General features: G+C 68.1%; 23 protein-coding genes. 11 read left to right on the forward strand and 12 right to left on the reverse strand.

Annotated elements, in window-relative coordinates; translation table 11 throughout:
- Positions 1–45: 45 nt before the first annotated feature.
- Genes gcl through L324_RS06380 form a run of 3 tightly spaced genes read right to left on the reverse strand, consistent with a single transcriptional unit; the run spans position 46 to position 3455 of the window.
- Positions 46–1740, reverse strand: a complete 1695-nt coding sequence (gene gcl, locus L324_RS06370; RefSeq protein WP_081736214.1) for a glyoxylate carboligase — start codon at positions 1738–1740, stop codon at positions 46–48.
- 3 nt (positions 1741–1743) lie between these two features.
- Positions 1744–2631, reverse strand: a complete 888-nt coding sequence (locus L324_RS06375; RefSeq protein WP_037304989.1) for a 2-hydroxy-3-oxopropionate reductase — start codon at positions 2629–2631, stop codon at positions 1744–1746.
- Positions 2628–3455 (reverse strand): hydroxypyruvate isomerase family protein, encoded by an 828-nt coding sequence (locus tag L324_RS06380; protein WP_037304990.1) that lies wholly within the window; start codon positions 3453–3455, stop codon positions 2628–2630. The genes L324_RS06375 and L324_RS06380 overlap by 4 nt, the downstream gene beginning before the upstream one ends.
- Positions 3456–3688: 233 nt before the next feature.
- Between L324_RS06380 and L324_RS06385 the strand changes: the two genes are divergently transcribed.
- Complete coding sequence (locus L324_RS06385) at positions 3689–4843, forward strand: epoxide hydrolase family protein (protein WP_037304991.1); 1155 nt, start codon at positions 3689–3691, stop codon at positions 4841–4843.
- 45 nt (positions 4844–4888) lie between these two features.
- The gene (locus tag L324_RS06390; RefSeq protein WP_037304992.1) at positions 4889–5704 is read left to right on the forward strand and encodes a MerR family transcriptional regulator; all 816 of its coding nucleotides are present in this window, start codon (positions 4889–4891) and stop codon (positions 5702–5704) included.
- Between the two features lie 42 nt (positions 5705–5746).
- Here the strand turns inward: L324_RS06390 and L324_RS06395 are convergent, their stop codons facing one another.
- The gene (locus L324_RS06395) at positions 5747–6556 is read right to left on the reverse strand and encodes an alpha/beta fold hydrolase (RefSeq protein WP_037304995.1); all 810 of its coding nucleotides are present in this window, start codon (positions 6554–6556) and stop codon (positions 5747–5749) included.
- A gap of 50 nt (positions 6557–6606) precedes the next feature.
- On the opposite strand from L324_RS06395, the gene L324_RS06400 reads away from it, so the two are divergent.
- Together L324_RS06400 and L324_RS06405 are read left to right on the forward strand one after the other, a co-directional pair.
- Positions 6607–7170 (forward strand): GNAT family N-acetyltransferase, encoded by a 564-nt coding sequence (locus tag L324_RS06400; RefSeq protein WP_037304997.1) that lies wholly within the window; start codon positions 6607–6609, stop codon positions 7168–7170.
- Positions 7170–7796 carry a LysE family translocator gene (locus tag L324_RS06405; RefSeq protein ID WP_037304998.1) on the forward strand — a complete coding sequence of 209 codons (627 nt, stop codon included), beginning with the start codon at positions 7170–7172 and terminating at the stop codon, positions 7794–7796. The genes L324_RS06400 and L324_RS06405 overlap by 1 nt, the downstream gene beginning before the upstream one ends.
- 20 nt (positions 7797–7816) lie before the next feature.
- On the opposite strand, the gene L324_RS06410 is transcribed toward L324_RS06405, so the two are convergent.
- Positions 7817–8875, reverse strand: a complete 1059-nt coding sequence (locus tag L324_RS06410; protein WP_037305000.1) for a cobalamin-independent methionine synthase II family protein — start codon at positions 8873–8875, stop codon at positions 7817–7819.
- A gap of 256 nt (positions 8876–9131) precedes the next feature.
- Between L324_RS06410 and L324_RS06415 the strand changes: the two genes are divergently transcribed.
- The 6 genes from L324_RS06415 (at position 9132) to L324_RS06435 (ending at position 13397) form a co-directional block, all read left to right on the forward strand.
- Entirely contained in the window at positions 9132–9398 is a 267-nt protein-coding gene (locus tag L324_RS06415; protein ID WP_037305003.1) for a DUF3040 domain-containing protein, read from the forward strand.
- Between the two features lie 60 nt (positions 9399–9458).
- On the forward strand, positions 9459–9884 hold the full coding sequence (locus L324_RS06420; protein WP_037305004.1) for a YciI family protein: 426 nt from the start codon (positions 9459–9461) through the stop codon (positions 9882–9884).
- Between the two features lie 9 nt (positions 9885–9893).
- A complete protein-coding gene (locus L324_RS06425) occupies positions 9894–10946 on the forward strand; it encodes a DNA polymerase IV (protein ID WP_037305007.1) in 1053 nt (350 codons plus the stop codon).
- 247 nt (positions 10947–11193) lie between these two features.
- Positions 11194–12669, forward strand: coding sequence for an adenosylhomocysteinase (ahcY, locus tag L324_RS06430; protein ID WP_037305009.1), 1476 nt, complete (start codon positions 11194–11196; stop codon positions 12667–12669).
- 200 nt (positions 12670–12869) lie between these two features.
- The gene (locus L324_RS43040; RefSeq protein WP_005159014.1) at positions 12870–13025 is read left to right on the forward strand and encodes a DUF6131 family protein; all 156 of its coding nucleotides are present in this window, start codon (positions 12870–12872) and stop codon (positions 13023–13025) included.
- Between the two features lie 150 nt (positions 13026–13175).
- Positions 13176–13397 carry a DUF2795 domain-containing protein gene (locus L324_RS06435; RefSeq protein ID WP_037305010.1) on the forward strand — a complete coding sequence of 74 codons (222 nt, stop codon included), beginning with the start codon at positions 13176–13178 and terminating at the stop codon, positions 13395–13397.
- Between the two features lie 157 nt (positions 13398–13554).
- On the opposite strand, the gene L324_RS06440 is transcribed toward L324_RS06435, so the two are convergent.
- From L324_RS06440 to L324_RS06470, 7 genes are all read right to left on the reverse strand, one after another.
- Positions 13555–13767 carry a hypothetical protein gene (locus L324_RS06440; protein WP_081736215.1) on the reverse strand — a complete coding sequence of 71 codons (213 nt, stop codon included), beginning with the start codon at positions 13765–13767 and terminating at the stop codon, positions 13555–13557.
- 154 nt (positions 13768–13921) lie between these two features.
- On the reverse strand, positions 13922–14782 hold the full coding sequence (gene ku / locus L324_RS06445; protein WP_037305014.1) for a non-homologous end joining protein Ku: 861 nt from the start codon (positions 14780–14782) through the stop codon (positions 13922–13924).
- A 118-nt stretch (positions 14783–14900) separates the two neighbouring features.
- A complete protein-coding gene (locus tag L324_RS06450; protein WP_037305016.1) occupies positions 14901–16127 on the reverse strand; it encodes a styrene monooxygenase/indole monooxygenase family protein in 1227 nt (408 codons plus the stop codon).
- Between the two features lie 24 nt (positions 16128–16151).
- The gene (locus L324_RS06455) at positions 16152–16766 is read right to left on the reverse strand and encodes a GTP-binding protein (RefSeq protein ID WP_037305018.1); all 615 of its coding nucleotides are present in this window, start codon (positions 16764–16766) and stop codon (positions 16152–16154) included.
- The gene (locus L324_RS06460) at positions 16741–17124 is read right to left on the reverse strand and encodes a DUF742 domain-containing protein (protein WP_037305021.1); all 384 of its coding nucleotides are present in this window, start codon (positions 17122–17124) and stop codon (positions 16741–16743) included. Before L324_RS06460 ends, L324_RS06455 begins: the two co-directional genes overlap by 26 nt.
- A gap of 19 nt (positions 17125–17143) precedes the next feature.
- Positions 17144–17578 (reverse strand): roadblock/LC7 domain-containing protein, encoded by a 435-nt coding sequence (locus L324_RS06465; protein ID WP_037305023.1) that lies wholly within the window; start codon positions 17576–17578, stop codon positions 17144–17146.
- Entirely contained in the window at positions 17575–18804 is a 1230-nt protein-coding gene (locus tag L324_RS06470; protein ID WP_037305025.1) for a sensor histidine kinase, read from the reverse strand. Before L324_RS06470 ends, L324_RS06465 begins: the two co-directional genes overlap by 4 nt.
- A gap of 273 nt (positions 18805–19077) precedes the next feature.
- Between L324_RS06470 and L324_RS06475 the strand changes: the two genes are divergently transcribed.
- Complete coding sequence (locus L324_RS06475; protein WP_152546715.1) at positions 19078–19725, forward strand: TetR/AcrR family transcriptional regulator; 648 nt, start codon at positions 19078–19080, stop codon at positions 19723–19725.
- Positions 19726–19753 lie beyond the last annotated feature (28 nt).

Genomic DNA, 19753 nt, shown 5'->3' on the forward strand with positions numbered 1-19753 from the left:
TTTCCTGGCGGGCCTTGGCATGAAAGTCCCGTTCATCTCGTTCCCTCAGCCCGCGATCGGCTCGAACTCGACGACGCTGTCGAGCGCCTTGCCCATCGCGGCGTTCCCTTCTCGTTCGATCATGATCTCCACCAGCACCGGCCGCGAAGTGCGCTCCGCCTCCTTACGCGCCCATGCCAGCGACGCCCGGATCTCGCCCGGCTCGGTGACGCGGGTGCCGGAGCAGCCGTAGGCCTCCATGACCTTCACGTTGTCCGTGCCGATCTTGTCGTAGTGGATGTCGACCTCGAAGTTCATCTCGTAGCCGGTCTCGGCCTGCCGGATGAGCCCGAGGTACTCGTTGTTGAGCATGATCAGCACGAACCCGACGTCGTACTGCGCGGCCACCGCCAGCTCCTCCACCAGGAACTGGAACGAGTAGTCCCCGACGACGCCGACGACCTCCGCCTCCGGTTTCGCCTTCTTGACGCCGATCGCCGCCGGGATCTCCCAGCCGAGCGGACCCGCCTGGCCGCACACCTGGTAGTGGCGGGGCTTGTGCGCGCGCTGGAACTGCCCGGACCAGATCTGGTACAGCCCGATCGCGGTGACGAAGTAGGCGTCCTCGCCGTAGAACTCGTTGATCTCCTTGAACACGCGCGGTGCCTTGATCGGCGTGTCGTCGAAGTCCTCGCGCCTGGGCAGGCTCTGTTTGAGTTCGCCGATCCGTCGCGGCCACGCCCGATCCCGCGCCGGGGAACGTTTCGACGCGGCCGCGATCAGCGCGTCCAGGAACGCTCCCGTGTCGGACACGATCCCGAGGTCCGGCCCGAACACCTTGCCCAGCTGGGTGGGTTCGATGTCGACGTGGATGAACTTCCGGCTGCCGCGGTAGACCTCCAGGTCACCGGTGTGCCGGTCACCGAACCGGGCACCGAGCGCGAGCACCAGATCCGCTTCGAGGAAGGCCGCGTTCGCCCACCGCTGCGACGTCTGGATCCCCGCCATCCCGGCGAACAGTTCGTGGTCCTCGGGGAAGGTCCCCTTGCCCATCAGCGTCACGCCGACCGGCACGCCGAGCAGTTCGGCCGCGGTCCGCAGCCGGTCACTCGCGCCACCGAGCACCACGCCGCCGCCGGCGATGATCAGCGGCCGTTCCGCGGCCAGCAGCAGATCGAGCGCCCGCTCGACCCGGGCGGGCGACGGCGTCACCGTGGTGACCGGCAGCGGCGAGTCGATGCTGGAGTCCCATTCGATGTCCTGGCGCTGGACGTCGATCGGCAGGTCGATCAGCACCGGGCCGGGGCGGCCGGACCGGGCGACGCGGAACGCCTCGCGGAACACCCAGGGCAGCTGCGCGGCCTCCTTGACCTGCACCGCCCATTTGGTCACCGGCTTCGCGATCTCGACGATGTCGACGGCCTGGAACGCCTCGGTGTGCAGCTTCCGCGAATCGGCCTGCCCGGTGATGCAGATGATCGGGATCGAGTCGGCCTGTGCGGTGTAGAGCCCGGTGATCATGTTCGTCCCGGCGGGCCCGGAGGTGCCGATCGCGACGCCGACGTTGCCCGTGGTCCTTGCCCAGCCGTCGGCCATATGGGTCGCGCCCTCTTCGTGGCGCACGATCAGATGCTCGATGCCGCTGCCCTGCATCGCTTGGTACAGCGGGAGGATCGCGGCGCCGGGGCAGCCGAACGCGGTGTCGACGCCCTCACTGACCAGGACGTCGACGACGGCCTGCATGGCGGGGATTCTGGGCATGCGTCACTCCTTGCTTTCCGCGCCGGACAGCGCTTCGACGACTTTCAGCAGGGCGGAGTGATCGAGCGAGCCGTGGCCCATCGCCCGTCCGGCGGCGATGAGCTGGGCGACCAGCCCGGTGATCGGCAGTGCGACGTCGGCCTGCCGGGCGGCGGCGAGCGCGATGCCCATGTCCTTGTGGTGCAGATCGATCCGGAAGCCCGGCGCGAATTCCCTTGCCACCATGGACTTCCGCTTGAGTTCGAGGATCCGGCTGCCCGCGAGGCCGCCCGCCAGCACGTCCAGTCCGACACCGGCGTCGACGCCCGAGGCTTCGAGCAGCACGATGGCTTCGGCGATCAGCCCGTAGGTCCCGCCGACCACCAGCTGGTTGGCGGCTTTCACCACCTGCCCGGCACCGTGCGGCCCGACATGGACGATCGTCTTGCCGACGGCTTCCAGGATCGGGAGCGCGGCCGCGAAGTCGTCGTCCTCACCACCGACCATAATGGACAGTGAGGCCTGCTGGGCACCGGCCTGACCGCCGGAAACGGGCGCGTCCAGCACCCGGATCTCCCGTTCGCCCGCCCGTTCGGCCACCTCGATGGAGGTCTCCGGCCGGATGGTGCTCATGTCGATCAGCAGGGTCCCCGGTTTCGCCGCTTCCAGCACCCCGCCCGCCGCGAGCACGACGGCCTCGACCTGAGGGTGGTTCGGCAGCATGGTGATGACGACTTCCGCGCCCGAGACGGCGTCCGTCACCCCGGTGGCCGCCCGTCCGCCCACGGCCTCCAGCCGGGCGAGCGCGTCGGCGTTCGTGTCGAATCCGCTCACCTCGTACCCGGCGGCGGCGAGATGTCCCGCCATCGGCCCGCCCATGATCCCCAGTCCGATGAATCCCAGCTTGGTCATGCCAGTCCCCTTCGTTCGAAAGGCAGCCACGACAGCGAATCCGCGCTCGGCCCGTCGGGCTTGTACTCCACGCCGACCTGCCCGCGGTAGCCCGCCGTCTGCAGCTTTTCCAGGTATCCCTCGATGTCCAGCGTTCCGGTCCCCGGCTGGTGCCGCCCTGGGGCGTCGGCGATCTGCACATGACCGATCCGTCCGGTGTGGACGGACACGACCCGGTCGAGGTCGTCACCGTTGACCGCCAGGTGGTACAGGTCGGCCAGCAGCTTCACGTTGTCCCGCCCGAGTTCGTCGAGCACCTTCAGCACGTCGGCCGCGGTCTTGAGCGGGTACTTTTCCGCTCCCGACAACGGCTCCAGGACGATCTCCGCATCGACCCGCGCGGCGGCGTCCGAGGCGAGCGCCAAATTCTCCAGCCCGAGCTTGTCCTGCCCGGCCGGGTCTGCGCCGTCGATCCGGTTTCCGTAGAGCGCGTTGAACCGGCGGCAGCCGAGCCGCTCACCCAGCTCGATCGCGGAAGCGACACTGTGGGCGAACTCCTTCTCACGGCCGGTCCAGGTGACCAGACCCCGGTCGCCGCCCGCCATGTCGCCGGGGAAGAAGTTCAACCCCGTCACCGCGACCCCGGCCTTCTCGACCGACGCGACGAACGCGTCGACGTCGGCGGAGTCCGGCACCGCCGTCTCGAACGGCCACCAGTACTCGACCGCGGTGAACCCCGCCGCGCGCGCCGCCTCCGCGCGTTCGAGGAGCGGCAACTCGGTGAAGACCATCGACAGGTTCAGCACGTAGGGCAGCGCATGACGCGAACCGGCAAGATCAGCCATCGAAACCTCAGTTATTTCGCTCTGCGGAAACTTTCTTTCGTATATCGAGAATAGCCCGCTGACCTGGCCTCGGTCAACGGGCTCCGGCCCAGAGAGAGCTGAAGGGAGCTTTCACCGCATCCCATGCGACGAAAGCTCCCTTCGCCGCGTGCCATGCGGGGAAAGTTCCCTTCAGCCACCCGGTCGGGCGGAAGTCCACGAATTGTCGGACCCCATCGTTACCGTCGACCGCCATGGACACGACGCCCTTCCGAGCCCGCGTCCCGGAGGCCGAACTCGAAGACCTCCGCGCCCGGCTCCACCGCACCCGCTGGCCCGAAGACGAGACCGTCGACGACTGGTCGCAGGGGGTTCCCGCCGCCTACCTGCGCGAACTGTGCGCCTACTGGGCGGAGACCTACGACTGGCGCGCCGCGGAGTCCCGGCTCAACGCGATCCCCCAGTTCCGGACCGAGATCGACGGCCTCGGCATCCACTATCTGCACGCCCGCTCACCACATCCCGGCGCACTGCCGCTGATCCTCACGCACGGCTGGCCGGGTTCGGTCTTCGAATTCCTTGACGTGCTGGGCCCGCTCACCGATCCGGTCGCCCACGGCGGCGACGCGGCCGACGCCTTCCACGTCGTCGTCCCGTCCCTGCCCGGTTACGGCTTCAGTGACAAACCCGCCAAGACCGGCTGGTCGATCCAGCGCATCGCCGACGCTTGGATCCGCCTGATGACAGGCCTCGGCTACGAACGCTTCGGCGCGCAGGGCGGCGACTGGGGCACGAGCATCACCACGCTCATGGGACGCACCGCTCCCGAACGCCTCGCCGGGATCCACCTCAATCCGCCGCTCGCGGCACCGGACCCGGCGACGTTCGACGACCTGACCGAGTTCGAGCGGAAGTCGCTCGCCGATCTCGAACACGCCAAAGTGGACGGTTCCGGCTACGCGAACCAGCAGGCGACCCGGCCGCAGACGATCGGCTACGCGCTGACGGACTCGCCGGTGGCGCTGTGCGCGTGGATCCTCGAAAAGTTCCAGGCGTGGACCGATTGCGACGGCCATCCGGAGAACGCGCTGAGCCGGGACGCGATGCTCGACGACATCACGCTCTACTGGCTGACCGGCACCGGCGCCTCGTCCGCCCGGTTGTACTGGGAGAGCTTCGGCGAGGTGTCGAGCTGGTTCTCCGAGTCCACCGTGGACAAGATCTCCGTGCCGACCGGCTGTTCGATCTTCCCGCGCGAGACCCCGCGCCCGTCCCGGCGCTGGGCCGAACGCCGGTTCACCGACATCCGGTACTGGAACGAACTCGAGCGGGGCGGGCATTTCGCCGCCTTCGAACAGCCGGCTGTCTTCACCGAGGAGGTGCGGTCGTTCTTCCGGCTGGTGCGCTGATCGCTTGACCGTGACACCGTGTCAGGCTGTCTGGTGGGAGACGTCATGTTCAGTATCGGAGACTTCGCCAAACACGGCCGCGTGTCGGTCCGGATGCTGCGTCACTATGACGCCATCGGGCTGCTGCGGCCCGCCAGGGTCGACCCGTTCAGCGGCTACCGGTCCTACACCGGCGATCAGCTGGCCCGGCTCAACCGGGTGATCGCGCTCAAGGATCTCGGTTTCACGCTCACCCAGGTACAGGAGATCCTCGACGCCGAGATCGGCGTGGACGAGCTGCGCGGAATGCTGCGGCTGCGGCGGGCCGAGCTCGAAGCGGCGATCGCGGCCGACGAGATGCGGCTCAGGGCCGTCGAGGCGAGGCTCCGGTCGATCGAAAGCGAGGGAGTCATGCCTTCCGAAGACGTCGTCGTCAAGAGCCTTCCCGCGGTGCGCGTCGCCGAGCTGACCGGCACGGTGAGCGGATACGTCAACGAGGAGATCGGGCCGGTGGTGCAGCGGCTCTACCGGGAGCTGTTCGGCGCGCTCGGCCCGATCACCCCGTCGGGACCGTTGATCGCCTACTACGAGGACGACCCCGGCGGCGAGAAGGTGCTGATCCACGCCGCCGCCCCGATCTCGGCCGAAACCGACGGGAGCGAAGGGTTTTCGACGGTGAGCCTCGCCGAGGTCCCTGCCGCGGCGACGATCCTGCACCGGGGCGCGATCGAGACCGTGCTCGCCAGTTACCAGGCGCTGGCGAAATGGGTCGACGCGCACGGATACCGCGCGAGCGGGCCCGCACGGGAGTACTACCTCGACTGCCCGGCCGACGGCGACCAGTGGGTCACCGAACTGCAGCAGCCGATCACCAAGGCCTGAACGCTCGTGAGTGGTAATGACGGTTAGAACCGTCATTACCACTCACGAGCCGGGCAGGAAAGCGAGTACGGCTGCCCGGAAAGCGTCCGGCGCCTCCAGCCACGGCACGTGGCCGACGCCGGGCAGCCGCACCCTGGTCACCGAGGGCAGAGCCCGCTCCAGCGAGTCGACAGCCCATCGGGGCCGGATGTCCGCCGCCCCGTCGATGATCAGCACCGGCACGGTGAGCGCCCGGCAGGCCTCGACCAGCTCCCGCTCCGGCGTCGCCCGCATTTCCTCGCTCAACAAAGCGTTCGCCTCGTAATTGACCGAGAACCAGGGCGTCGCCATCGACTCGGCGTGGCGGTCGCCGTCCGCCACGAAGTCCGCTGTCCATTGCAGCACCGCGAGTTCCCGCTCTTCGGCCTCATCGCGATCCTTCCCGCGCAACTCGGCCCATCGCGCGTGCCGGTCCCCGAGGGCCCGCTCGAAGTTCCGCTTGAACTCCGGGTGCCAGCCGTGACCGAGGCCGACACCCGACACGTAAACGAGCGCGCTCACCCGCGCGGGATACGCGAGGGCGTAGAGGAGACCCAGCTGCGCACCCCACGAATGCCCGAGCACCGGGACGCGATCGAGCCCGTGTTCCTCGCGGACGGCGTCGACGTCGGCCACCATCCGGCCGAGGGTGTACGGGCCGCGCGGTTCCGATCGTCCGGCGCCGCGCTGGTCCCAGCGGATCAGGCGGAACCGCGAGCCGAGATCGAGGGTGCCGAACATGTCCCACAGCCCCGGGCCGCCGTGACAGCACAGGATCGGCTCACCGCTGCCGGTCGCCGAGGTCCACAGTTCACGGCCGTCGTCGGTGATCATCACGCGATTATCCGGTAGGCGCGGCAGGCGTTGTTGGCTATCTTCCGCGCATGACGAAGGAGACGCCGCCGCAGCGGACGGCCACGCTCGCCGACGCCCCCGCCATCGCCGCGCTGATGCGGGCTTCGGTGCTGGAGTTGTTCCCCCGGTTCTACGACGACCGCCAGACCGCGAGCGCGGCCGACCACATCGCGCATATCGATCTGCGGCTGATCGAAGACGGCACCTACTTCGTGCACGAGGCGGACGGCGAGATCGTCGCCTGCGGGGGCTGGAGCAGGCGCAACAAGACGCATGCGGGTGCCGGCGACGCGGCGGACGACGACCGCCCGCTCGACCCGGCCACCGAGCCCGCGCGGATCCGCGCCATGTTCGTCCGCGGCGACTGGACACGGCGCGGGCTCGGGCGCGCGATCCTCGAATCGTGCCGCCTCGCGGCGAAAGCCGAGGGATTCACGTCGCTGACGCTGACCGCGACCATGCCCGGTGTCCCGCTGTACCGCGCGTTCGGCTTCACCGAGGTCGAACGGGTGACGGTGACGACGCCCGACGGCGTCGACGTCCCCGGAGCCGTCATGAGCCGGGATATCGACCAGCCGGATAGCATCGGCTGATGATCTCCGGGGCTACCGCACTCTCGTTCGTCTTGGTCTGCCTGCTCGGCGCGATGGCACCCGGACCGGATTTCCTGGTGGTGACCCGCAGCGCGATCCTCGGCGGGCGCAAGGCCGGGATCGCCGCCGGACTCGGCATCGCGCTCGGCGTCTTCGTCTGGGTGGTCGCGATCGCCCTCGGTGTCGCCGCGATCCTCACCGCGTCGGCGATCGCCTTCACCGTGGTGAAGCTGATCGGCGCCGCCTACCTGATCTTCCTCGGCGTCAAGGCCTGGCTGGCCGTGCGCCGCGGCGACTACGCCGAACTCAAGGACAAGGTGACGCCCGTCGTCGCGCCGCGGGCGGCGTTCCGGCACGGCCTGCTCACCAACCTGCTCAACCCGAAGGTCGCGGTGTTCTTCCTGGCGCTGCTCCCCCAGTTCCTCCCCCACTCGGCCACGACGGCGGAGACCCTGCAACTGGCGGCGCTGGCCACCATGGTGGCCGTCGTGTGGACCTTCGTCCTGGCGACGCTCGTCGGTTCGCTGCGGAGGTTCTTCACCGCGGGCCGGGTGCGGCGCGCGATGGACGCGGTGATGGGCACCTTGCTGGTCGGGCTCGGCATCCGGGTCGCCGTCCAGAGCTGAAGGTGCCCATCACCCCCCGGCTACAAGGAGTCCTCGGCGAGGCGCGTACCCGTGACCCGGGCGGCGATCTTGGCGAACGCGGTGTCCCGTGACGTCGACAGGTCGTCGGCGAACGGCGAGAACCCGCAGTCGTCACAGGTACCCAGCCGGTCGGCCGGGATGTACCGCGCCGCCTGAAGCACCCTGTCACGCACCTCTTCGGGCGTTTCGACCCGCGGATCGATCGGATCGGTCACGCCGACGAAGATCCGCTGTTCCGGCCGGGAATGCTCGGCGATCACGCGAAGCGCCCGCTCGGGGTCCGGCTCACTGGCCAGCTGGACGTAGACGTTGCCCACCTTCAGCTGGAACAACGTCGGCAGCAGCGCGGCGTAGTCGACGTCGAGGCTGTGCACCGAGTCCTGGTCGCCACCGGGGCAGGTGTGCACCCCGATCTTCTTGCGCTCCTCCTCGGAAAAGCGGTCCAGCACCGCGTTGTTCAGGTCCACAAAGGACTGCAGCAGCCCGCCGGACGGGTCGAGCTTCAGCGACAACCTGCCCTCGGTGAAGTCGATCTGCACGCTGTCCGCACCCGCGTCGAGACTGCCGCGGATATCGGCCTCGGCTTCGTTCACCAGGTCGGCGATGAACTCTTCCTTGCTGTATCCGGCCAATTCCTCACCGGGATAGACCAGTCCGATCGCCGACGCCGCGATCACCGCCTGCTTCACCGGCGTGGTCGTGTGCTTCTTGGCCGCGCGCAGGTACGAAGCGGCGTAGGTCTGATAGCGGAACGGACCGGCGGTGAGCCGCGGAAGCTGCCGGGTGTGCCCGTCGGCGAAGGGGATGACGACGCCGTCCGGAGCCAGCGAAGTCAAGCCCGCCAACGGATACGTGGCGAAACTCGGCTTGCCCTGTTCACCGTCGGTGATGACCGGCGAACCGGTCTCCTCCATCCGTTTGATCGTCTCCACGAGGGCCTTTTCCTGCAACTCGCCGAGCCCGTCGGCGTCGAGCCGTCCGGCGGCGTGCTCGCCGAGTGCTTCGACGAGATAGGCCGGACGGGGAATACTGCCGATCGGTTCGGTGGGTATGGTCATCGTGCGGTTCCTCCCAGGTGGAGCGGCCCGTGGCCACCACGGCCGTGAGTACGGAAACTACCGATCACCCCCCTCTTTGACGATCTTTCTGCGTGCCGAAACCCCGAATGGGCCAATCTCACCATCCACAGTGGACGCGACCCGGCCACGCCGTATAGGTCGTTATACGAAAGTCGGCGAAATTCGATGCTTATACCGCCTTGGCGCTGGGTATTCCCTGGTTGTCGACCGGGCGGGCGCGCCGAAGGAGAAACCGATGCTGAGCCATCACGATCGGCAAGAACTGGAGAAGATCGAGCGCTGGTTCGAACTGACGGAGCCGGCACTGGCCGCCCGGCTCAGGTCCGGTAAGCCCGCGCACCCTCCCCTGCTCCGGCTGGCGGTCGTGCTGAGCCTCGACCTGACCGCGGGGCTGCTGATGCTGCTGGGGATGGTGACGAACAGCCCGGCCCTGCTGCTGATCGGGATGATCACCGTGACCAGCGCCGTGATCGTGCATCTGTCCCGATTCGGCCGTGACTGACCGTCTTCCCGCTCGCCGGTAGAGTCCGGGCGTCAAGTCCGGTTCACGGGGAGGAAGACCATGCGGTTCATGATCATCATCAAGGCGGACGAGGATTCCGAGGCCGGGAAGATGCCGCCGATGGAGGCGTTGACCGCCATGGCGAAGTTCAACCAGGACATGGTCGACGCCGGGGTGCTGGTGGGCGGCGAAGGCCTGCAGGAGAGCTCCAAGGGCGCGCGGGTCACGCTCAACGCCGCGGGGGCCACCGTCACCGACGGCCCGTTCACCGAAGCCAAGGAACTCGTCGGCGGCTTCTGGATCGTCGACGTCCCGTCGCGCGCCGAAGCGATCGAGTGGGCGAAGCGCTGCCCCACTCCCCCGCACGGTGACACCGTCCTGGAGATCCGCAAGATCCTCGAAGCCGAGGATTTCGGCGACGCCTTCACCCCGGAACTGCAGGAGAACGAGCAGCGCATGCGCGACGAGATCGCCGAACGGTCCTAAGCTCGCTCCATGGCCGTCCGGGAGTGGGTGCTCCACGTCGACCTCGACCAGTTCATCGCGGCGGTCGAGGTCGCCCGGCGGCCTGAGCTGCGCGGCAAGCCCGTGGTCGTCGGCGGCACGGGCGATCCGGCCGAGCGGGCCGTGGTGGCGACCGCGTCGTACGAGGCGAGGGAGTTCGGCATCCAGTCCGGGATGCCGTTGCGGACCGCCGCGAAACGCTGCCCTGACGCGATCTTCCTGGCGACGGACGCGCCCGCCTACCAAGAAGTCTCCGATCGGGTGATGGCGACCCTGCGGGAGTTCCCGGTGGTCGTCGAGGTACTCGGCTGGGACGAGGCGTTCCTCGGCGCCACCACCGACGATCCCGAAGCCCTCGCCGCCGACATCCGGCGGGTGGTGGCCGAGGAGACCGGGTTGTCCTGTTCGGTCGGCATCGGCGACAACAAGCTGCGCGCCAAACTCGCCACCGGATTCGCGAAACCGGCCGGGATCTTCCGTCTCGTCCAGGAGAACTGGTGGGACGTCATGGCCGAGAAGCCGACGGACGCGCTCTGGGGCATCGGCGCCAAGACCACGAAGAAGCTCGCCGCGGCCGGCTATCACACCGTGCTGGAGCTGGCGGGCGCCGACGCGGGCGATCTCGCGGCGCGGTTCGGCCCGAAGCTCGGCCCGTGGTACCGGATCCTCGCCGGCGGGATCGGCGACGCCGAAGTCACCGCGACGCCGTATGTGGCACGGTCCCGCAGCCGCGAGACCACGTTCCAGCAGAACCTGACCGACCCCGAGGCCATGGCCGCGGAGGTCGTCGCGCTGGCGAAACGCGTTTCCCAGGACGTCGCCGAAGAAGGAAGACCCGCCGCGCGGGTGGCGGTCAAGGTCCGGTTCGCGCCGTTCCTGACCCACACCCACAGCGTGACCCTGCCCGCGCCGACCGCGGACCCGGCCGGGATCGAGAAGGCGGCGCTGGCAGTGCTCGACATGTTCGACCTCGGCAGGCCGGTCCGCCTGCTGGGTGTCCGCGCCGAATTCCCCCCGGCGGCGGCGCGATCAGCGTCGCCTTGACAGCCATCGCGGCGTTTTGCCATTCTGGTTTCGGGCCGAGAGGCGCTGCGACGGAATTTCTTCCGCCACGCTCGGCCCGCTGTGACAGACGTAAGGGCGCCTCCCACTGCGGAGGTGCCTCTTTTTTGTCTGACAACACTTTTCCGGCCGTCGAGGCCGAGTTCTGAACCTCCGCGCTGCCTCCGTCCTTCCCGCCATCGGCGAGAAGGACCGCTTCACCCTGCCTTGCTCGATGATTGGAGACCCAGTGAGCCCCACCCTGTCCAAGGTCAACGGGATCGAATTCGCCGTCGCCGACCTTTCCCTCGCCGAGGCCGGTCGCAAGCAGCTGCGCCTCGCCGAGGTCGAGATGCCCGGTTTGATGGCGCTGCGCCGCGAATACGCCGCCTCGCAGCCGCTCAAGGGCGCGCGGGTCGCGGGATCGCTGCACATGACGGTCCAGACCGCCGTGCTGATCGAGACGCTCGTGGCGCTGGGCGCCGAGGTGCGCTGGGTGTCCTGCAACATCTTCTCGACGCAGGACGAGGCGGCCGCGGCCGTCGTCGTCGGCCCGAACGGCACCGTCGACGCCCCCTCCGGTTCGGCCGTGTTCGCCTGGAAGGGCGAGACGCTCGCCGAGTACTGGTGGTGCACCGACCAGCTCTTCGACTTCGGCGACGGCCGCGTCCCGAACATGATCCTCGACGACGGCGGCGACGCCACCATGCTGATCCACAAGGGCGTCGAGTTCGAGGCCGCCGGTGCCGTCCCGCAGCCGACCGAAGAGGACCCCGAGGAATACCACTCCGTGCTGCGGACGCTGCGCGAGAGCCTCGCCCGTGACGCCGGCCGGTTCACCCGCATCGCCAAGGAGGTCCGCGGCGTCACCGAGGAGACCACCAACGGCGTCAAGCGGCTCTACAAGCTCGCCAAGGAAGGCGAGCTGCTGTTCCCGGCGATGAACGTGAACGACTCGGTGACGAAGTCGAAGTTCGACAACAAGTACGGCATCCGTCACTCGCTCATCGACGGTCTCAACCGCGGCACCGACGTGATGATCGCGGGCAAGGTCGCGGTCGTCTGCGGCTACGGCGACGTCGGCAAGGGCGCGGTGGAATCGCTGCGCGGCCAGGGCGCCCGCGTGGTCGTCACCGAGATCGACCCGATCTGCGCGCTGCAGGCCGCGATGGAGGGTCTCGACGTCGTCGAACTCGACGACGTCGTCGAGCGCGGTGACATCTTCATCACCACCACCGGCAACTTCGACATCATCATGGCCGACCAGATGGCCAAGATGAAGCACAACGCGATCGTCGCGAACGTCGGGCACTTCGACAACGAGATCGACATGGCCGGGCTCGCGAAGACGCCGGGCATCCAGAAGATCGAGATCAAGCCGCAGGTGCACGAGTGGGTCTTCCCCGCCACCGATGACCGCGAAGCGCACTCGATCATCGTGCTGTCCGAGGGCAGGCTGATGAACCTCGGGAACGCGACCGGTCACCCGAGCTTCGTGATGTCGAACTCCTTCACCAACCAGACGATCGCGCAGATCGAACTGTTCACGAAGCAGGGCGAATACGCGACCGACGTCCACGTCCTGCCGAAGCACCTCGACGAGAAGGTGGCGCGCCTGCACCTCGACGCGCTGGGCGTCCGGCTGACGAAGCTCACCAAGCGCCAGGCCGAGTACATCGGCGTGGACGTCGAGGGTCCGTACAAGCTGGACCACTACCGATACTGAGCACCCTCGTGAGTGGTAATGACGGTTCTAACCGTCATTACCACTCACGAGCCGGGCACACTACGGACAGTGACGTTAGGCCGAATGCGTGAAAACTACGGCCGGATGGACCTGTTTCCCCGGGCATGGACCGGGCATCCCCTAAGTAGCCACACCCCGGCATCAACTCGGCCGGGCGACTACGAAGGAGAAGGTGCCCCGTGATCATTCTCGGCGTCATCCTGATTGTCATCGGTGTCATCGCCAGCATCCCCGTCCTGTACTCGATCGGGATCGCGCTCGCGGTCATCGGCATCATCCTGGCCGTCCTCGGGAACACCGGGAAGGCCATCGGCGGTCGCGCCCACTGGTACTGAGCACCGAGCCAAAAACTGGTACTGAGCCCCCGGTACCAGCACCGAAACGGACCGGGCACCCGGCGTACCCCTCACGCCGGGTGCCCGGTCCGTTTCCGTCCCCCGTCCACCGGGTAATCCATCGTGGACGAGGAGAAGGAGGGAGAGCCGATGGCCGGACCGGACCCCCGCCCCTACTTGGCGGCGGCGAAGTACCCGTGCGGACGCGACGAACTCCTGCGAGCCGCCGCGGCGGCCGGAGCGGGTGACGATGTCCTCGGTCCACTGGGGACGCTTCCCGCGAACGACTACGCGGACGGAGACGGAGTCTGGGAAGCGGTGCGCGACTGCGACGGCGCTTCGATCCACGACACCGCGAAGGAAGCACCGTGACATGAAGGGGTCCCCCGGCTCCGAGGGGGAGGGAGAGCCGGAGGACCCCGTCATAGTTAACACATTTCCGGCCACGATGTACACGAAGGCTTACACCTTCGGGTGGCAATCGGTGCCGATCACCCGGATCAGGCCGGACTGGTGTAGCAGCCGCCGGTCAGGAAGCCCGCAGCAACAGCCGGGCCTCCACCTCCGCACACGTGCAACCACCGTCGACGTCGAAACAGTCGATCGTCAGCGTGTGCCGGGCGAAATCGAGGTCGACGCAGCCGTCTTCGCTGCATTCGATGAAGCCACCGTCGAGGTGGACCACCAGGGTTCCGTGGCAGTGGTCGAGTCCGCCGGCGCAGAACGCGCACTCCATGCTCATGCCGCCTCCCGCGATCAGAGAGAAGATCGCTCCGGAAAAGTTCTCCTCGGTTGCCTTGATACCACCGAGGCACGACAGAATCCGGCATCCGCGAGAGGCGGCGTGTCGCGACACCCGGCCACGTGAGGCCGGGTGCATTGTCCACAAAGGAGGGTCAGGCGCTCTTCGGGGTTCGCTTGCCCGTGGCGGGTTTCTTCGCCGCGGTGGCCTTCTTGGCAGTCGACGCGGCCGGTTTCCGGCTCTTCTTGGCCTCGCTCACGCTGGCCTGCAGGGCCTCCATCAGGTCGACGACGTCGGCCTTCGCGCCCACGGCCTTCGGTTTCGCCGTCTCGTTGCCCGCGGCCTTGGCCTCGATCATGGCCTCCAGCGCCTCACGGTAGGAGTCGGTGTACTTCTCGTGCTCGAACACCGGTTCCGAGAGCGAGTCGATCAGCGAGCCGGCCATCGTCAGCTCCTGCGGCCGCACCTGCGGCGGATCGTCGTGCAGGAAGCCGAAATCCGGGACGCGGACCTCGTCGGGCCACAACATCGTCGTCATCATCAGGACGTCGCTGTGCACCCGCAGGATCGCGAGCGTCTCCCGCTGCCGGATGGCGACCTTCGCGATCGCCACGTGGCTCGCCTTCTGCAGCGCGTCACGCAGGACGACGTACGGCTTGACGGCGTTCTTCTGCGGTTCGAGGTAGTAGGTCTTGTCGAAGTGGATCGGGTCGATGGACTCCAGCGGCACGAACTCGAGCACGTCGATCGCCCGTGACGACGCCAGCGGCAGTTCGGCCATGTCCTCGTCGGTGAGCACGACCATCTCGCCGTCGGGCAGTTCGTAGCCCTTGGCGATCTCGGCGTAGGGCACTTCCTCGCCGTCGATCGTGCAGAACCGCTTGTACTGGATCCGGCCACCGTCGGCCTCGTGCACCTGGCGCAGCGAGACGTTCTTGTTCTCGGTGGCCGCGTAGAGCTGGATCGGGATGCTCACCAGCCCGAACGACACCGAGCCCTTCCACATCGAACGCATCGCGCCGCACCTCCACCGCCGTTACCGACCGTACTCACGCTCGGTAACAACGGTAGCCCGAAACGTCGGACCGCGACAGTCCCGTGAACCCGATCGCGGGACTGTCGCGGTCCGAAAATCACGCTTCGGCCAGGTACTTCTCCGCTTTGGCCGGGTCGAGGAACCAGTGCTGGAAGTCGGTCGGATCGGAGAATCCGTTGGCGAACCGCTTCGCCACGGCCGGGTTCTCCCCCGCCGCCCCGATGATCTGGAGCACGTGCGGGGGCGGCGGCTGCAGCATCGCGTTGGTCCAGGTCGTCACGTGCTGGGCGTATTCCCAGTACTTCTCGAACGCCGCCGTCATCCACTCGGCGTCGAACGGCTTGTCCCCGCGCTCGAGGATGGAGTCCAGATAGGACGCCGCGCAGTGGCTCGCGTTGTTGGAGCCCTGCCCGGTGATCGGGTCGTTGGCGACCACGACGTCGGCCATGCCCAGCACCACCGTGCCCGAGGCCAGTTCGCCGACGGCGTTCCGCACGACCGGCGTGTACCCACCGGCCAGCGTCGCCTTGTCGTCGGTCAGCACGGCGTTCTTGGACCGCTCGTACTCCCACGGGAGGAACTGCTTCATCAGCGACAGGATCCGGTCGAGGTGTTCCTGCGGCGACGGCCGGTCGTTCCAGCAGTCCAGCGGCCCGCCGGGCACGCCCTCGAAGAACAGGATGTCGCAGTTCCCGCTCAGCGTGTACGCGGGGATCATGAACAGCTCGCCGACACCCGGGATGATGTTGAACCGCACGGCGGCTTTGTCCGGATGCTCCGGCCGGGGCTCGAGGCCGTGCACGTAGGCCAGCGAAAGCGCGCGCTGCGGCTCGGTGTAGGGCGAACGCTCCGGGACGCGATCGAACAGCTGGACCAGCTCACCCTTGCCGGCGGCGATCACCACGAGGTCGTACAGCTTCGCCAGCGGCGCCAGATCGGACGTGGTCACGCCGTGGATGACGACCTTGCCGCCGCGCTCCTCCACCAGCTCCAGCCAGCCCGCCATCTTCACGCGCTGGTCCACCGACTGCGCGAACTGCTCCAGCGGCCCGAACCAGTCCAGCACCCGGCTGGAGTCGGGACCGGCGATCGACACGCCGAGCCCCTCGACCCGGACGGTCTCGTCCTCCCACAGGTTCAGCTTGTGGTCCCGCTCGTGCTGCAGGGCGGAGTGGAACATGCACTGGGTCGACATCACCTTGCCGGACCGGATCTCGTCCGGTGTCCGCGCCGACATCACCGTGACGTCGTAGTCGTGGGAAAGCAGGCTCAAGGCCAGCTGCAACCCCGACTGCCCGGCACCGACGATCAGAACCTTGCGCATCCTCGACGTTCCTCCCAGAACTGGTCAGCTGAGCGAAGCAAACTCACGTCCCCCGGAGAGCACCGCGAGGGACAGCGTGTGGGTCACCAGTTCCTGCAGCGTCGCGACCGCCGACTTGGGGTCGCGTGCGTCGCAGGTGATCAGCGGGATGTCCGGGGACAGCGCCAGCGCGTCGCGGACCTCGTCGAGGTCGTGCACCGGCATTCCCTCGAACTGGTTGACCGCGACGATGAACGGCAGTTCGGAGTCGTTCTCGAAGTAGTTGATCGCGGCGAACGACTGGTCGATCCGGCTGGTGTCGACCAGCACGACGGCGCCGAGCGCGCCGCGCGACAGGTCGTCCCACAGGAACCAGAACCGGGCCTGACCGGGCGTGCCGAACAGGTACAGGAGCAGGTCTTCGCGCAGGGTGATCCGGCCGAAGTCCATCGCGACCGTGGTGGTGGACTTGGTTCCGGGCGGCACCAGCTCGTCGACCCCGGCACCCGCCTCGGTCATCCATGCCTCGTTGCTCAGGGGCGGGACCTCGGAGACGGAGCCGACGAACGTCGTCTTGCCCACGCCGAATCCACCGGCGACCACGATCTTGGCGGAGATGGCGAGAAGATCGGCGTCAGACCGGGAGGCGCTTGAGTCCATCGAGGATCCTCTCGAGCACGTTCGTATCGTGGTTGTAGGCGTGCGCCGTCGGGTGCACGAAGACGGCGCCCTGGGTGGCGAGGTCGCCGATGAGGACGCGCACCACGCCCAGCGGCAGGTCGAGTTCCACCGACAGTTCGGCGATCGACGAGCGGTCGCGGGCGCGCTCGTACAGCGAACGCGATTCGGGCATCAGCGCCTCGGCCAGCGCCGGGTCGTAGCGCGGCACCGAGATCAGGGTCTCCACCAGCAGCAGGTGACTGCTCTTGGTCCGGCCGCCGGTCAGCGCGTAGGGCCGGATTCTGCGGCTGCGCATCTTGACGGGCCGGTCCGGAGCTTGGTCGCTGGACACGGTCATCCCTTCCTTCTCCGGATTCTCAGGCCTGCGGCCGTCGGGCGGTCAGGACCTGCCGGAGCCCCGCTCGCACCTCGGGGGTGAGGGCGTGACCGGCGTTGGTGATGAACTGGGTCATCTCGTAGGCGACGACCTTCATGTCACAGTCGGGTTCGGTGAGCACGGCGAGCCCGGCTTCGGCACCGATCCCCATGAACAGGAAGTACCCGCGGGTGAGCCGGATGATGATCTGCTCGCAGTTCCCCTTGCCGAACAACGCGGCGCTGTTGCCCGCGAGGCTGAGCAGTCCGCTCGCGATGGCGGCGAGCTGCTCCGCGTCGTCGTTGGACACCGATTCCGAGGCGGTCAAAGGGAAACCGTCGACGGACATGATCAGCGCGTGACTCGCGCCGTGCACCTTGCGCACGAAGTCGTCGAGCAGCCACGTGAAATCCGTGGTCGCGTCCTGGGCGGTCACTGGGTGTTTCCTCCGGTCTCACGCTCGTGCCGGTCATCGAGAGCGGCACGCTCGCCGTCGGTGAAGGCGTCGAGGTCGGCCAGCAGCGCCTCATGCCCGTCCGCCGGATCGGCGGACGAGGGGGTCGGCGGGGCCGGTTCGTCGGGCAAAGTCCTGATACTGCGGGAAACCCGGCGCGGCAGGCCACTGGCGGTGGTGCCGCCGTCGGCGGGCGGCGGGACGGCCGTGCGCGGACGCGGGCTGGGCTTCCGTTCTTCCGGCTCCGGTGCCGGCGACCCGGCGGGGCGGCGCCTCGGCAGTGCCGACGGCGTCGCGACCGGGCTCCCCACGGGCACTCCGTTGGCGACCCTCGTCTGGGGCAGCACGACGGTCTGCGTGCCGGACCACTGCGCCTCGGCCAGCTCCGACACCACCGGGACCGGCAGCAGCACGGTGGCGACCGTGCCGTGCGGGGTACGGCGGTCGAGTTTGACGATGATCTCGTGCCGGTGGGCGAGCCTGCCGACGACGGCGAGTCCCATATGCCGCACCGACTCGTCGTCGAGCACGGGGCCGGCGGAGAGGCGTTCGTTCAGCGCCGCGAGGCGCTCCGGCGGCATGCCGATGCCCTCGTCTTCGATGCGGATCAGCACGCTTCCCTGTTCGGTGAGGTGCGCGCTGACGCTGACCGGCGAACTCGGCGACGACTGGTTCGCAGCGTTGTCGAACAGTTCCGCGAGGATCCGGCTGACGTCCTCGGCGGCGAAACCGACGACGCCGAGGGAAACGACGCGGCCGATCGTGATCCGCGAGTAGTGGTCGATCGACGACATCGCGGCCCGCATCACGTCCAGCATCGACGAGGTCCCGGCCGCCGCGTCGTCGGCGTCACGGCCGGCGAGCACCCGCAGGTTCTCGGCGTTGCGCCGCAACCGGGTCGCCAGGTGGTCGAGCCGGTAGAGCTCGGCGAGACGGTCGGAGTTCTCCTCCCCCGCCTCCATCGTCTCCAGCTGCGCGAGCAACTGGTCCAGCAGATTGAGGTCCCGCAGCGCGACGTTCGAACAGACCCCGGCGAGTGCGCCGGCGTCCGGCGCTTCCACGGCGGGCCGCTGTTCCGCCGCCGGTTCGGCGGGTGGCGCCGAAGGGGCGTGCCGGGGCGGTGCGGCGAGGAACTGCGCCGCGGCCACCCGGGAGCGGTCCAGAAGAACCCGTGAGCGGTCAAGCAAGCCTCGAGCCCGCGTCACCATGTGCTTCCACTTCTTTCTCTTCGCATACCCGGACCCGTGTTGCACTCCCCAGTGACAACGTCCGACATGCAAGCAGACGGAACTATCGGTGTCCACAACCGGTTTCCGTTCAACAGCTGGCAGTGACGTGGTAACGAAAGCATTGCGGCTGGTGAGCGGTGCACACTAGGCCATTCGGCTCAATTTGCCCGTCAGGTGCGCCGTGTCGTGCCCGAAAAGTGCGGAGTGCGCATAAATTTGCGTGCCACGCAACTTTTGCCTACCCTTGCCGTCGTGCCCACGGACCCCGTCGCCCCTCTCGGACTACGCGAACGCAAGAAGCGCGCAGCTCGGCGCGCCATGAGCGAGGCGGCGCTGAAACTCGCCGCGGAGAAGGGCGTCGAACAGGTCCGCGTCGAGGACATCGCCAGTGCCGTGGGGGTTTCGCCGCGCACGTTCAACAACTACTTCTCCAGCAAGGAGGAGGCGATCTGCTCGTTCATCGTCGAACGGCAGGAACGCGTGCGGGAGGCGCTGCGCGAGCGGCCCGCCGGGGAGACACTGTGGGAGGCGGTCAGCGCCGCGACGCTGGAGGCCTACGGCAGCTCGGGGGAACCGGACCGCGGCACGGTGAAGGTCGCGCGGTCGATGATGCTGCATCCGTCGATGCACGGCGAGTTCCTCAAGGCGCACGCCACCGTCGAGCAGGTGCTGGCCGAGGCGATCCTCGAACGGGCAGGGGCAGGTCCGGAAAACGCGTTGAACGCGCGGCTCATGGCGGCGATCGTGGAGTCCGCGGTGAAGACCGCGTTCTTCAACTGGCTGACGAACGAGGGCGCCGAGCCGTTCCTGGAGACGATCGAGAGCCTCCTGCGGGAGGCCGCCACGGGCGTCCCCTCGCTCACCGGACCCGAATCGGTGAAGAAACCGAAGAAAAAGTAACACCTACCCACCACTGGGGGAGAAACCG

The organism is Amycolatopsis orientalis DSM 40040 = KCTC 9412 (assembly GCF_000478275.1).
GTDB lineage: Bacteria > Actinomycetota > Actinomycetes > Mycobacteriales > Pseudonocardiaceae > Amycolatopsis > Amycolatopsis orientalis.